This is a genomic window from Paenibacillus sp. 01L418, assembly GCF_056400045.1.
Genome location: NZ_JBFTSN010000008.1, coordinates 43,851 through 56,748, shown reverse-complemented (window position 1 = coordinate 56,748; position 12,898 = coordinate 43,851). Strand labels below are relative to the sequence as shown.

The 12,898-nt window shown below is 45.9% G+C and carries 16 protein-coding genes and 1 other annotated feature; of the genes, 15 read left to right on the top strand and 1 reads right to left on the bottom strand.

What is annotated here, in order from left to right; all coding sequences use genetic code 11:
* Nucleotides 1-172: 172 nt before the first annotated feature.
* Nucleotides 173-568 carry a nucleoside triphosphate pyrophosphohydrolase family protein gene (locus AC1DSE_RS02495; RefSeq protein ID WP_054025352.1) on the bottom strand — a complete coding sequence of 132 codons (396 nt, stop codon included), beginning with the start codon at nt 566-568 and terminating at the stop codon, nt 173-175.
* A gap of 176 nt (nt 569-744) precedes the next feature.
* On the opposite strand from AC1DSE_RS02495, the gene AC1DSE_RS02490 reads away from it, so the two are divergent.
* From AC1DSE_RS02490 to rplA, 15 genes are all read left to right on the top strand, one after another.
* On the top strand, nt 745-1,839 hold the full coding sequence (locus tag AC1DSE_RS02490) for a PIN/TRAM domain-containing protein (protein ID WP_076271450.1): 1,095 nt from the start codon (nt 745-747) through the stop codon (nt 1,837-1,839).
* Nucleotides 1,840-1,989: 150 nt separating this feature from the next.
* Complete coding sequence (gene ispD, locus AC1DSE_RS02485) at nt 1,990-2,709, top strand: 2-C-methyl-D-erythritol 4-phosphate cytidylyltransferase (RefSeq protein ID WP_477512330.1); 720 nt, start codon at nt 1,990-1,992, stop codon at nt 2,707-2,709.
* A complete protein-coding gene (gene ispF / locus AC1DSE_RS02480; RefSeq protein WP_441885589.1) occupies nt 2,706-3,188 on the top strand; it encodes a 2-C-methyl-D-erythritol 2,4-cyclodiphosphate synthase in 483 nt (160 codons plus the stop codon). The genes ispD and ispF overlap by 4 nt, the downstream gene beginning before the upstream one ends.
* A gap of 100 nt (nt 3,189-3,288) precedes the next feature.
* Nucleotides 3,289-4,761 carry a glutamate--tRNA ligase gene (gene gltX, locus AC1DSE_RS02475; protein ID WP_477512331.1) on the top strand — a complete coding sequence of 491 codons (1,473 nt, stop codon included), beginning with the start codon at nt 3,289-3,291 and terminating at the stop codon, nt 4,759-4,761.
* Nucleotides 4,762-5,268: 507 nt separating this feature from the next.
* Nucleotides 5,269-5,931 carry a serine O-acetyltransferase gene (gene cysE / locus AC1DSE_RS02470; protein WP_477512332.1) on the top strand — a complete coding sequence of 221 codons (663 nt, stop codon included), beginning with the start codon at nt 5,269-5,271 and terminating at the stop codon, nt 5,929-5,931.
* Nucleotides 5,928-7,370 (top strand): cysteine--tRNA ligase, encoded by a 1,443-nt coding sequence (gene cysS, locus AC1DSE_RS02465; RefSeq protein ID WP_441885595.1) that lies wholly within the window; start codon nt 5,928-5,930, stop codon nt 7,368-7,370. The genes cysE and cysS overlap by 4 nt, the downstream gene beginning before the upstream one ends.
* Nucleotides 7,367-7,792, top strand: coding sequence for a Mini-ribonuclease 3 (locus tag AC1DSE_RS02460; RefSeq protein WP_477527365.1), 426 nt, complete (start codon nt 7,367-7,369; stop codon nt 7,790-7,792). Before cysS ends, AC1DSE_RS02460 begins: the two co-directional genes overlap by 4 nt.
* 50 nt (nt 7,793-7,842) lie before the next feature.
* Nucleotides 7,843-8,604: a 23S rRNA (guanosine(2251)-2'-O)-methyltransferase RlmB gene (gene rlmB / locus AC1DSE_RS02455; protein ID WP_076271442.1), complete on the top strand. Its 762-nt coding sequence runs from the start codon at nt 7,843-7,845 to the stop codon at nt 8,602-8,604.
* 3 nt (nt 8,605-8,607) lie between these two features.
* Nucleotides 8,608-9,132 carry an NYN domain-containing protein gene (locus AC1DSE_RS02450; protein WP_477527364.1) on the top strand — a complete coding sequence of 175 codons (525 nt, stop codon included), beginning with the start codon at nt 8,608-8,610 and terminating at the stop codon, nt 9,130-9,132.
* Between the two features lie 299 nt (nt 9,133-9,431).
* Nucleotides 9,432-10,082 (top strand): RNA polymerase sporulation sigma factor SigH, encoded by a 651-nt coding sequence (gene sigH / locus AC1DSE_RS02445; protein WP_053373882.1) that lies wholly within the window; start codon nt 9,432-9,434, stop codon nt 10,080-10,082.
* 314 nt (nt 10,083-10,396) lie between these two features.
* Nucleotides 10,397-10,546 (top strand): 50S ribosomal protein L33, encoded by a 150-nt coding sequence (gene rpmG / locus AC1DSE_RS02440; RefSeq protein ID WP_015847242.1) that lies wholly within the window; start codon nt 10,397-10,399, stop codon nt 10,544-10,546.
* A gap of 18 nt (nt 10,547-10,564) precedes the next feature.
* A complete protein-coding gene (gene secE, locus AC1DSE_RS02435) occupies nt 10,565-10,774 on the top strand; it encodes a preprotein translocase subunit SecE (protein ID WP_053373883.1) in 210 nt (69 codons plus the stop codon).
* Between the two features lie 24 nt (nt 10,775-10,798).
* Nucleotides 10,799-11,332, top strand: a complete 534-nt coding sequence (nusG, locus tag AC1DSE_RS02430; RefSeq protein ID WP_054025341.1) for a transcription termination/antitermination protein NusG — start codon at nt 10,799-10,801, stop codon at nt 11,330-11,332.
* 121 nt (nt 11,333-11,453) lie between these two features.
* A complete protein-coding gene (rplK, locus tag AC1DSE_RS02425) occupies nt 11,454-11,879 on the top strand; it encodes a 50S ribosomal protein L11 (protein ID WP_054025340.1) in 426 nt (141 codons plus the stop codon).
* Between the two features lie 101 nt (nt 11,880-11,980).
* Nucleotides 11,981-12,673 (top strand): 50S ribosomal protein L1, encoded by a 693-nt coding sequence (gene rplA / locus AC1DSE_RS02420; protein ID WP_477512336.1) that lies wholly within the window; start codon nt 11,981-11,983, stop codon nt 12,671-12,673.
* 12 nt (nt 12,674-12,685) lie between these two features.
* Nucleotides 12,686-12,851, top strand: a sequence feature (ribosomal protein L10 leader region).
* The last annotated feature ends 47 nt before the right edge of the window (nt 12,852-12,898 follow it).

The window sequence follows — 12,898 nt, the reverse complement described above, 5'->3', positions numbered from 1 at the left end:
AAAGTATACAAGAAAAAAGGCACAGCGCCCTCAAAATATTGAGGGTCTGTGCCTTTATATCTAACGGACTTTTTCAGTGGCCTCCCAATATGGGAGGCCTCTTTTGTTACTCGTTGCTCGGGAGGAAGAGATAGCTATAGTCTCTTTCCTGCGCGATTCATATGTTGCATATTTACGTTAAGTTAAACAGGCCTAAAGTTGAGCATTTGTCGTATTCATCAGCAATAACTTCATCCAGTTGAATGTCCAGCAAATTACATAAAGCAGTCATATAAAACAAATTGCGGCCAAGATCGGCCTTGAGCGCATCGCGGCAATGCTCGCATACGGCTCCAGTGAGATGACTTTGCAGCGTCGTTTTCGCATTTTCAAGATTTAGTTCGTCCGAGTATTGTTGTTTGCGGGCATTTAGTTCAATACATCCACAGTCTGTGACTGCTTTCGTGACTGCACGATTTACCGAAGCGCCTGACTGTCCAAATTTGGACATAACATCTAGCAAGCTGCGGTGCCGAAGCAACAATTCGGATACTTGCTGCTGAAATTGATCCAGTGTAGGAGCGCTCATCGGTTCCACCTCTTTCACCAACCTCTTATGTTTTCTTCCTAATATCCATTATAAGCCTCCTATCCCCCTTTTACAAAATGTGAATTATTAAAAATTATAAATGTTTTCAATTAATCCGTGCCCCCACGGTTAGCGATCCAATTATTGGAACATAATTATAGTGGAGGTGAACCATAATGGTTAGACGAATAATTCAAATATTGGGTATGTTGTTCGGTGGTATGGCAGGCGGTGAAGTATACGGATGGATAAATGGAGCGGCCGTATGGTCTGGCTCATCCTTCGGAATGCTACAGCGATCCGGCACTTATTACATGAATGTAGCAATTGGCGCGGTTTTTGGTGTAGTTGTAGCAACGATGGTTGCAGGGCAAGTCATTCGCTATATGCAGAAGGGTGCGGAGCAAACCGCAGCGCTTCCTATGCAGCAGCTGATTGCTGGAGCTGGCGGTCTTCTAGCAGGTTTATTGCTTACGGTTCTGATCTATCCCGCAGTATCGGGTCTAGATGGTATAGGAAGTCTCCTTCCTGCTGCTATGATGTTATGCTTCGGTTATTTGGGCATGCGAATTGGTCTGCATAAGCAGGAGGAGCTGGCAGAAGGTTTTGCAGCTCTGCTGGAGAAACGGAGAGTCGCGCCTGTAGATGAGGCGGGTGGTTACGAGGAGCATAAGATACTCGATACCAGCGTTATTATTGACGGCCGTATTGCAGACATCTGTAAAACTGGATTTATTGAAGGCACGTTAGTCATTCCTGAGTTTGTGCTTGAGGAGCTGCAGCATATTGCTGATTCATCTGATTTATTGAAGCGCAATAGGGGACGCCGTGGACTTGATATTTTGAACAAGATTCAGAAAGAGCTGGACGTAAAGGTTCTTATTTATGAAGGAGATTTTGAAGAAATCGGAGAAGTAGACAGCAAGCTGGTCAAGCTGGCTAAGGCGCTTCATGGTAAAGTTGTTACCAACGACTTCAACTTAAACAAAGTATGTGAGCTTCAAGGCGTGTCGGTGCTCAATATTAATGATTTGGCTAATGCTGTGAAGCCGGTTGTTCTACCTGGAGAAGAAATCATCGTACAAGTGATAAAGGACGGCAAAGAGCATGGACAAGGTGTCGCATATTTGGATGATGGCACGATGATCGTTGTTGAGGGCGGACGTGAATATATCGGGACAACGATGGAAGTGCTTGTAACGAGCGTGCTTCAAACCTCTGCGGGCCGAATGATATTTGCAAAGCCGAAGCTGTTGGAAAAAGCGCAGTAACAAGGTATGATAGTACTATTGTTATAGCGCAAACGGCTAACGTCGACAAAAGACGGCACAAGCTCGTTTCGCAGAGAAACGTAAGTTTATTTATAAGAAGCTAGGTTTATAAATACTTATGTTTTAACTCAGTGTAAGGCGGGTCGAGGCATGGGAGCAGATTGGGGAGTTATCATCGTAGCAGCCGGACGAGGCACGCGGATGGGAACGAAAGAAAGCAAGCAGTATTTGAAGCTGGCGGACAAGCCTATTCTTGTGCATACGCTAGAGCTGTTTCAATCGATGGATTTGGTAAATGAAGTGGTTCTGGTCGTAGGCAGCGAGGACGTGGAGCGTTGCCGCAATTGGGCTTCCCTATATGGTATAACGAAGGTAACCGCTATTGTTGCCGGGGGGAAAGAACGACAGCACTCGGTATACTTAGGTCTGCAGGAGCTGAAGAGCGATTGGGTGATGGTGCATGACGGTGTACGTCCGCTGGTATCGGCGAATGCCGTCCGTGCTTGCTGTTCGCAGGCTGAGCAGAGCGGTGCATCTGTGCTGGCTGTTCCAGTAAAGGATACGATTAAACAAGTCAATGAAGCGGGAGTTATCGTTTCGACTCCGGACCGCCGAAGCTTGTGGGCGATACAAACGCCGCAAGCTTTTCGACGTGTTCTATTGCAGGAGGCGCATGAGCGTGCACTTGCAGAAGAGTTCATTGGAACAGATGACGCAATGGTTGTAGAGCGCATGGGCGCAAGCGTTACTGTTGCAGAAGGCGAATATACGAATATTAAAATTACGACGCCTGAAGATTTGCCGTGGGCGGAATTTTTGCTTGCGAAGCGTCATGCCAATAGGGCAGAGGGGAAAGGTGAGCAAGGATGATTCGAGTTGGTCAAGGATTTGATGTGCATCAATTGGTAGAAGGACGTCCATGTATTATTGGGGGAGTAACGATTCCATATGAGAAGGGGCTTCTTGGTCATTCTGATGCGGATGTTCTGTTGCATGCCATAACGGATGCAGTGCTGGGCGCGCTTGGACTTGGCGATATCGGTAAACATTTTCCGGATACAGACGCCGCTTTTAAAGATGCCGACAGCTTAAAGCTGCTGGAGGAAGTATGGAAGCTTGTGCGTGAGCGCGGATATAAGCTTGGGAACATTGATTCCACGATTATTGCTCAAAAGCCAAAAATGCTGCCTTATATTCCGCAAATGGCTGAAATTATAGCGAAGGCGCTTGAGGCTGATGTAACACAGGTGAATGTGAAAGCAACGACAACCGAGCAGCTTGGATTCACAGGACGCGGTGAAGGAATTGCAGCGCAATCCGTTGTCTGTCTAATCAAGGATGTGCTATGATCGGGAGTATTCATTAATCAGCATATGCTTCGCAAAACTTTATCTGTATATGCTTACGAAGCTAGATTTTGCTTCGCAAAACTTTTAGGAGGTTATATATATGACTGCAGAAGTTCGTGTACGTTATGCCCCATCCCCAACGGGTCATTTACATATTGGTAATGCAAGAACGGCCTTATTCAATTATTTGTTCGCGAGAAACCAGGGCGGTAAATTTATTATTCGGATCGAAGATACGGATGTAAAGCGCAATGTTGAGGGCGGAGAAGAGAGCCAGCTTAAGTACTTGAAATGGCTGGGCATGGATTGGGATGAGAGTATCGATATTGGCGGCGGGTACGGACCTTACCGTCAGACTGAACGTCTTGATATATACAACAAATACTGGCAGGAACTGCTTGATCGTGGTCTTGCTTATCGCTGCTACTGCTCGGAAGAGGAGCTTGAGAAGGAGCGGGAAGAGCAAACGGAGCGCGGCGAAACGCCTCGTTATTCCGGGCGCCATCGCAATCTGACGGAAGAACAGCGCCAAGCATTCGAAGCGGAAGGACGTGTGCCGAGTATTCGTTTCCGTGTACCGGAGAATCGGACTTATGCTTTTGACGATATCGTAAAAGGCTCAATCAGCTTCGAAACAACAGAGATGGGCGATTTCGTCATCGTGAAGAAGGACGGTATCCCGACTTATAACTTCGCTGTAGTACTGGACGATTATTTGATGAAAATCAGCCACGTATTGCGTGGAGAAGACCATATCTCGAATACGCCGCGCCAGTTGATGATTTATGAAGCTTTTGGCTGGGAAGCTCCAAAATTCGGCCATATGACGCTAATCGTGAATGAGCAGCGCAAAAAACTAAGTAAACGAGATGAATCCATCATTCAGTTTATTTCGCAGTATGACGATCTCGGTTATTTGCCGGAAGCGATGTTTAACTTTATTACATTGCTTGGATGGTCGCCCGAGGGTGAACAGGAAATGTTTACTCGCGAAGAATTGGTTAATGTGTTTAATCCTGAACGTCTTAGTAAAAGCCCAGCCGTATTCGATACGCAGAAGCTTAGCTGGATGAACAATGAATATTTGAAAAAAGCGGACTTGAACCGCGTTGTTGATCTTTGCCTGCCACATTTGCAAAATGCGGGTCGTGTCGCTGCTGAACTTGATGCAGAAGGCAGAGCCTGGGTGACTGCGCTAGTAGCGCTGCATCAGGACAAACTGCGTTCCGCCTCAGAAATCGTTCCAATGACAGAGCTATTTTTCCGTGATACGGTAGAGGATGAAAGCGAAGCGGTAGAGGTTCTTGCCGAGGAGCAAGTGCCTACTGTTTTGCAGGCCTTCCTGTCAAAAATCGAAGCGGGAGAAACAGCCTTTGAAGTGGATGGCATCAAAGAGATGATCAAAGCTGTACAGAAGGAAACTGGATTTAAAGGCAAGCAGCTGTTCATGCCGATTCGTGCAGCCCTTACTGGACAAACGCATGGTCCTGATTTGAATCAATCGCTTGCTTTGCTAGGCAAAGATAAGGTTGCTGATCGTCTGCGTGCGCGTTTGGCAGGATCTTTAGCTTAATTCTTGTAGATGAGAGTATGCATAATGCCCTTGTCACATTTTTGGGTATTCGGTATACTATGACTAATAAATGAATGAATCAAACGGCCATGAACAGGAGAAGTACGTTTGCTTGTGGATTCGCAGAGAGGACAACCGTCATTCGAGTCGGAGTCGCATCACCATGTGACTATGAGGAAACGTAATGGGGCTGCAAGTTGTCTGGTCCGCCGAACGGAAATATGCACCTGGGAGCTTTGTTCCGAGCTGTGTCAGCAGGTAATGCGCAATGATGAGGATGGCGGCGACGCTTAATCGGCAATATTGGCATATATTTGGCTGGACAGGGTAGGCAGCAACGTATCGTCTGCGTTAAAGACCTTAAGGTGAATAAACTTCAGCGAGGATAGCTGTCGATTTATTCAAGCAGAGTGGAACCGCGAGATCACACGCCTCTGCAGCATATTATGCTGCAGAGGCTTTTCTTTTATTAGAAATTTATGAGCGTAGGAAAAAGGAGCATTGTTTATGTTTCGTCATTTTCGATCGGACATACTAGCTGTTTTTGAGAATGATCCGGCTGCTCGCAGTCGCTTCGAGGTTATTTTCACCTATTCAGGTGTGCACGCTATTTGGGCGCATCGCATTGCCCATCCCTTATACCGTAGAGGTTGGTATACTACAGCGCGCTTGATCTCCCAGGTTAGCCGCTTTATGACTGGCATCGAAATTCATCCAGGTGCTCGTATCGGCGAGCGATTGTTTATCGATCATGGCATGGGTGTCGTCATTGGTGAAACCTGTGAGATTGGCGATGATGTCGTTATTTATCAGGGAGTAACTCTTGGCGGAACGGGTAAAGAAAAAGGGAAGCGTCACCCGACAATTGGCAATAATGTAGTTATTGGCTCAGGAGCGAAGGTGCTCGGCTCATTTCAAGTGGGCGAATTTTCTAACATAGGATCAAACGCGGTTGTACTCAGAGAGGTTCCTGCCAATTGTACGGTAGTTGGAAACCCGGGACGCGTGGTCAAAAGAAACGGCGAGCGTGTAGGCGATCGACTTGATCATACGAAGCTGCCCGATCCGGTCATCGAAATGTTCCGTACAATGCAGAAGGAAATAGACGAATTAAAATCCGAGCTCGATAAGCTTCGGAATCCTGTAGCTGGAGGAGAAATGCGAAAATGACAGTATCCATTTATAATACAGTATCGCGGCTAAAAGAGCCTTTTGTATCGCAAGAGCCAGGTAAGGTGAAAATGTACGTTTGCGGACCAACCGTTTATGACTACATTCATATTGGAAACGCTCGTCCGGTTATTTTCTTTGACGTTGTTCGTCGTTATTTGGAGGACGTAGGTAATGAAGTTCAATATGTGGTTAACTTTACAGATGTCGATGATAAGCTGATTCGTAAAGCAGAACAGCTTGGTACGACAGTCCCTGAAGTAGCGGAGACGTTTATTGCGGCATTTTATGCAGATATCGAATCGCTGGGTGTTCATAAGGCGACACTTAATCCAAGGGTAACGGAGCATATTCCGCAAATCGTTGCGTTTATTCAAGGCTTGATAGATAAAGGCTATGCTTATATGAGTGACGGAGACGTTTATTATCGTACGTCTGCATTCGCGGATTACGGCAAGCTCTCTCATCAGAATATTGAAGAGCTTCAATTCGGTATTCGAGTAGAGATTGGCGACCGCAAAGAGAATCAACAGGATTTTGTATTATGGAAAGGCGCTAAGCCGGGCGAAATCAAATGGGAAAGCCCTTTCGGCGATGGACGCCCAGGCTGGCATATCGAATGTTCGGCTATGGCTCGCGCATACCTTGGGGATACTCTTGATATCCATGGCGGCGGTCATGATTTGCAGTTTCCGCATCATGAATGCGAGGTTGCGCAATCTGAGGCGCTGACAGGCAAACCGCTGGCGAACTATTGGATGCATAACGGCTATATTCATATAAATAATGAGAAAATGTCCAAATCGCTTGGCAATGGCATTTCGGTGCATGAGCTGGTGAAGCGGGTTAAACCTCATGCGATTCGTTATTTTATGCTCTCTACACACTACCGCAGTCCACTCAACTTCAGTGATGACACGGTTGCACAAGCTGAGAACAGTGTAGAGCGGATTGCAAACAGTGCAGCGAATCTAAAGCATAGGCTTTCATCGTTTGAAGGCAAGCTAAATGAAGCGGCAGGCAGTGGCAACGGACTTGTCCCTTCTGGCGATGAAGCGCTGGATGCAAGACTAAAAGTGATTCATGAACAATTCCATGCCAAAATGAGCGATGATTTCAACACCCCTGATGCGATTACAACGGTGTTTGATTTGGTAGCTGAGGCTAATCAATATTTGAATCGTGCAGACGCCTCTGCTGAAGCGATTTATGCATTGCTTACATTGTTTGAGCGTATGGATGCTGTACTTGGCTTGCTGCCGCAGCAACAAGCGGATGCTGAACTGCTGGATGCGGATATCGAACAGCTTATAGTGGAGCGGACCGAAGCTCGCCAGTCCAAAAACTGGGCTAGAGCGGATGAAATTCGTGATTTGCTCATAGAGAAAAACATCGTCCTTGAGGATACACCGCAAGGTATCCGCTGGCGGCGTAAATGAGCGAGCATATCGATTCGAACCGCTTGCTCTTTTACCCGCCGTCCAAGACACCGCAGCTGATGAACCCGGTCGTTCTCGCTTATATGGGCGATGCTGTGTTTGAGCTTCTTGTAAGACAATATTTTATTTCACTGCCGAATCAGAAATCGCATCACCTTCACCGTGAGGCAACAAAATTTGTTTCTGCCAAAGGACAAAAGAAAACGTTGGATCTCTGGCAGCCGCATTTAACCGAGGAGGAGGCGGACATCGTCCGCCGAGGCCGCAWTTCAAAATCGGGAGCGCCTCCCAAAAACGCTGATTTAGCTGATTATCGTCTAGCAACAGCGTTGGAGAGCTTGGTTGGATTTCTTTATTATGAAGGCCGAATCGAAAGAATACATGAACTATTTGCCATTGCAATAAAGAAGCATGAGAATTAACAAAGCTCATGAAGCTATTTTGTAAATGAAAAAATAAAGGAGGGTTACCGATGACAGAAGAAACGATTCAAGATCAAGATGAAATGATAGCCGGTAAACATCCTGTGCTCGAAGCACTGCGTTCCGGACGAGAAATTAATAAAATATGGATTGCTGACGGTGCTCAAAAAACGTTGACGCAGCCCATTGTAGCGGAAGCTAAGAAATCCGGTATCATCGTACAGTTTGTCGACAAGCGGAAACTCGACAGCTTAGCACCTGGAGTTACACATCAGGGAGTTGTCGCTCAAGCAGCGGCTTTCGCTTATGTGGATGTTGAGGACATTCTGGAACGAGCAAAACAACGGGACGAGGTTCCATTTATTTTGCTATTGGATGAAATCGAAGATCCTCATAATTTGGGCTCTATATTGCGGACAGCGGAATGCACAGGCGTACATGGCGTTATCATTCCAAAACGTCGTGCAGCAGGGCTGACGGCTACGGTGCTTAAAACATCTGCGGGTGCTGCTGAGCATGTGCCGGTTGCACGCGTTACTAATTTGGCGCAAACGATCGATAGGCTGAAGGAAGCGGGCGTATGGGTAGCGGGAACCGATGTAAGTGCAAAGCAGGATGTTTATAAAATGAAATTCGACATGCCGCTGGTTGTCGTTATAGGCAACGAGAGTAAAGGCATGGGAAGACTGATTAAGGAGAAATGTGATTTTCTCGTTAAACTTCCTATGCTTGGTCAGTTGAACTCGCTAAATGCTTCCGTTGCAGCTGGTGTTCTTATGTATGAGGTCGTTCGGCAGCGCCGGAGCATTTAGGTTATGAACCGGCGCGACGATATTTTATTAGTCGACGGTTATAACATAATTGGCGCTTGGCCGGTACTCGAGAAGCTGAAGGAACATGATCTGGAAGAAGCGCGGGATAAATTGCTCGATTTAATGGCGGATTATCAAGGTTTTACAGGAATGAAAGTGTATGTTGTGTTTGATGCGCATCAGGTGCCTGGATTAGGCGCTACTTACAGGCACCACAGGCTGACTATCGTTTACACAAAAGAGAAGGAAACAGCTGATGAATGCATCGAGCGTTTATGCTCGGAGCTGTTCGTCAGACGCAGAAATATATATGTAGCCACTTCGGATTTGGTCGAGCAGCATGTGGCATTCGGTAAAGGTGCGCTTCGTGTATCGGCACGGGRATTGCTTATTGATATAGGCCAGAATCGCAAAAATATCGAGCAGACACTCCGTGAGGAACAGCCGGGAAAACGGAATTCAGTAGACGGCAGAATTAGTTTAGAGGTTCGAAGCCAGCTGGAGAAACTTCGGCGCGGAGAGAAATAAAAGATTGGAAAAGCGATAATCTTCAAATAGATATAGAATGATTGACTCGGGTCGTTCCACTAAGTTACAAAATTCCCAGTATATCTGTGGTTGTCGGGGCTCAGATTGGTTGACGGTGTAAGGTTACATAATGTATACTGACTCTATTATTAGCGATAAGAACGTGTTGATTTTGTTCAGTATACATTCTTATCTTTCGACGTGAAGCGCTGTATGAGCTCAGACTTTGAGTTCAATCAGATAGGTTTGCGTGAATAAGAATCTAGCGGTGTACGCCTTGCAGGCCGGAGGGATAGTTCGTGAGTATCGACCTCAAAGAATGGAGTACGCTCGAGTATGACAGCAGTACGGACGAGGATATCGTCGAAGCGGTCCGCAATGGTGATAGCATAGCGTTGGAATATTTGATAAACAAGTATAAGAATTTTGTGAGAGCCAAAGCGCGCTCGTATTTTCTTATCGGTGCGGATCGTGAAGATATCGTGCAGGAGGGTATGATTGGTCTTTATAAGGCAATTCGTGATTTTAAAGGGGACAAGCTAGCAAGCTTCAAAGCCTTTGCTGAATTGTGTATAACCAGGCAAATTATTACCGCCATCAAAACAGCCACGCGTCAGAAACACATTCCGCTAAATTCCTACGTTTCGCTAGATAAGCCCATTTATGATGAAGATTCGGATCGCACACTGCTGGATGTCATTTGTGGTACGCGAGTATCTGATCCAGAAGAATTAATTATTAATCAAGAAGAATTCATTGGCCTTGAAGATAAGATGTCCGAAATATTAAGCGACCTTGAACGCAAGGTGCTTATGCTTTATTTGGATGGAAGGTCCTATCAGGAAATTGCTGTTGATTTGGATAGACATGTGAAATCTATCGACAACGCTCTTCAAAGGGTGAAACGCAAGCTCGAACGTTACTTGGAAGTCAGAGACATTAGCGGCTAGCCGCATTTATACGTAAATCATTTTTACGAGGACTGTCTTCCATCTGGCGGTGTCTAGGTGGAATATACGGTCCTTTTAGTTTTAAACGGACAAAAGTAGACTATACTGGTAGATACGAGACCGATGGCGCTTTTGTTTCCAATCATTCACAGGCTTAACACTTATCTTTTACATTGACATCAAAATTGCTGTATGATAAAGTGTTTAGGTAGGCCTAAAATCGAGGTTTTATTTCGTTTTGGCGTTGGAATCAATGAACTTTCATATAGAGCTTCATGATTCGTATTTTGTAGCAGTTCGGGAGGTGTAATTCAATGCGGGTAATTATCACGTTGGCATGCACAAACTGCAAACAGAGAAACTATGCGAGCAGCAAGAACAAACGCAATCACCCCGACCGCATCGAGTTGAAGAAGTTTTGCAAGTTCTGTAACGAGCAGACTCCTCATCGCGAGACGAGATAGTCAATTGGAGGTGTGAACGTGGCATTTTTGGCTAAACTAAAGCAAAGCTTTGGTACAACGTTTAGTTTTTTTGCCGACAGCTGGGCGGAACTTAAGAAGGTTCGCTGGCCAAGCCGTAAAGAGTTGACAAGCTATTCGATCGTGGTTTTGCTCACGATTACGCTTGTGACTATTTACTTCTGGCTTCTTGACATCGGGATCTCGTCTCTGGTTGAACTCATTGTTTAAGAAGGGTCCAAAGGTGGATTTGTGATGGAAAAAAGATGGTACGTCGTGCATACCTACTCAGGTTATGAGAACAAGGTGAAAGCCAATTTGGAACGCCGTGTTGAATCAATGGGCATGGAAGATAAGATTTTCCGTGTGCTTGTTCCTATGGAAGAAGAAGTGGTAGAGAAGGATGGTAAGAAGAAGACTGTCCAACGTAAGGTCTACCCAGGCTATGTTCTTGTGGAAATGGTTCAAACCGACGATTCATGGTACGTTGTTCGAAATACACCAGGTGTAACTGGATTCGTAGGATCAACAGGTTCCGGTTCAAAACCGATTCCTCTATTGCCAGATGAGGTTGAGCAAATACTCAAACACATGGGCATGGAAGAACCAAAACCGAAAATCGAGTTCGATTTGAAAGAAACGGTTCGCGTCAAAGTGGGTCCTTTCGCAGATTTTGTTGGTACAGTAGAAGAAATTTTGCTGGACAAAGCGAAGTTGAAGGTTCATGTAAACATGTTTGGCAGGGAGACCCCACTAGAGCTGGATTACACTCAAGTGGAAAAGATATAATATCTGGTTTCCGAACCCACTGGGTTAAACTAGTGGTGGTTTGGACGCGAAATAGCAATGCCCCCTTGCGGAGGCGGATGCTATTTACGCATGGAATAAAGGGTTAGGAGGTGTGTCAGGCATGGCAAAAAAGGTCATCAAGATGGTCAAATTGCAAGTTCCTGCAGGTAAAGCAAACCCAGCGCCGCCGATCGGTCCAGCACTTGGTCAAGCAGGCGTTAACATCATGGCGTTTTGTAAAGAGTTTAATGCTCGTACCGCAGATCAAGCAGGCTTGATTATTCCGGTTGTTATTACAGTGTTTGAAGACCGTTCTTTCACTTTCGAAACAAAAACGCCGCCCGCAGCAGTATTGCTTCGCGTCGCAGCTGGTATCGAAAAAGGTTCAGGCGAACCGAACAAGAAAAAGGTCGCTACTGTAAAACGTGACAAAGTTCGCGAAATCGCTGAGCAAAAAATGCCGGATCTTAACGCAGCGTCTGTAGAATCAGCGATGCGTATGGTTGAAGGTACTGCTCGCAGCATGGGCGTAACTATTGTTGACTAATACCGCGAGGTAGCTTGCTTTGCGTAAGCTTCGGCTTTCGCGAGTGGGAGGATCATCCCTAGGAGGATTTTCCGCTACAACCACATGAGGAGGAAATTACAATGGCTAAACAAGGTAAAAAATATGTAGAAGCTGCTAAGCTATTTGATAGCGAAGCAACTTACGAGCCTCTAGAAGCGATTGAGCTTGTTAAGAAGGCTGCAACAGCTAAATTCGACGAGTCCGTTGAAGTAGCAGTTCGTTTGGGTGTAGACCCACGTAAACAAGACCAAGCTGTTCGTGGCGTAGTTGTACTACCACACGGCACTGGTAAAACAAAACGCGTTCTCGTTTTCGCAAAAGGCGAAAAAGTGAAAGAAGCGGAAGCTGCGGGTGCTGATTTTGTCGGCGATGCAGACATGATCAACAAAATCCAACAAGGCTGGTTCGAATTCGACGTTTGCGTAGCAACGCCGGACATGATGGCTGAAGTTGGTAAACTTGGACGTATCCTTGGTGGTAAAGGCTTGATGCCAAACCCTAAAGCTGGTACAGTAACGTTTGACGTTGCTAAAGCCGTTCAAGAAATCAAAGCCGGTAAGATTGAATACCGTCTTGATAAAGCAGGTCAAATCCATGCGCCAATCGGTAAAGTATCTTTCGATGCTGAGAAACTCAACGAGAACCTCAAATCATTGATCGATGCACTTAATCGTGCTAAACCGGCTGCGTCAAAAGGTGTTTACCTGAAAAACATTGCCGTTTCTTCAACAATGGGCCCTGGCGCTCGTGTTTCTACAGCGGTTTACCGCTAAGAAGAACGGAACTAAATTCGAATACGCATACCGTAGACAGTAGGTGCCTTAAGGCTTAATTTCCTACCGAGGTGTTATGATAAAACGTTTGTAAGCAACATTCGATCCTTTAGGGTTGATGCGCGATAACGACATCATGGCCTTCGCAGTGTCTGCGAAGGCCTTTCTCATGCATCGAGGCGTGGAAAGCCCGTCGTAATTAACGGAATGTATACTATTACGGGA

Excerpts from the sequence above, each read along its gene's own strand:
- AC1DSE_RS02495 (WP_054025352.1), bottom strand. The coding sequence starts at position 568 with ATGAGCGCTCCTACACTGGATCAATTTCAGCAGCAAGTATCCGAATTG.
- AC1DSE_RS02490 (WP_076271450.1), top strand. The coding sequence starts at position 745 with ATGGTTAGACGAATAATTCAAATATTGGGTATGTTGTTCGGTGGTATG.
- ispD (WP_477512330.1), top strand. The coding sequence starts at position 1,990 with ATGGGAGCAGATTGGGGAGTTATCATCGTAGCAGCCGGACGAGGCACG.
- ispF (WP_441885589.1), top strand. The coding sequence starts at position 2,706 with ATGATTCGAGTTGGTCAAGGATTTGATGTGCATCAATTGGTAGAAGGA.
- gltX (WP_477512331.1), top strand. The coding sequence starts at position 3,289 with ATGACTGCAGAAGTTCGTGTACGTTATGCCCCATCCCCAACGGGTCAT.
- cysE (WP_477512332.1), top strand. The coding sequence starts at position 5,269 with ATGTTTCGTCATTTTCGATCGGACATACTAGCTGTTTTTGAGAATGAT.
- cysS (WP_441885595.1), top strand. The coding sequence starts at position 5,928 with ATGACAGTATCCATTTATAATACAGTATCGCGGCTAAAAGAGCCTTTT.
- rlmB (WP_076271442.1), top strand. The coding sequence starts at position 7,843 with ATGACAGAAGAAACGATTCAAGATCAAGATGAAATGATAGCCGGTAAA.
- rpmG (WP_015847242.1), top strand. The coding sequence starts at position 10,397 with ATGCGGGTAATTATCACGTTGGCATGCACAAACTGCAAACAGAGAAAC.
- nusG (WP_054025341.1), top strand. The coding sequence starts at position 10,799 with ATGGAAAAAAGATGGTACGTCGTGCATACCTACTCAGGTTATGAGAAC.
- rplK (WP_054025340.1), top strand. The coding sequence starts at position 11,454 with ATGGCAAAAAAGGTCATCAAGATGGTCAAATTGCAAGTTCCTGCAGGT.
- rplA (WP_477512336.1), top strand. The coding sequence starts at position 11,981 with ATGGCTAAACAAGGTAAAAAATATGTAGAAGCTGCTAAGCTATTTGAT.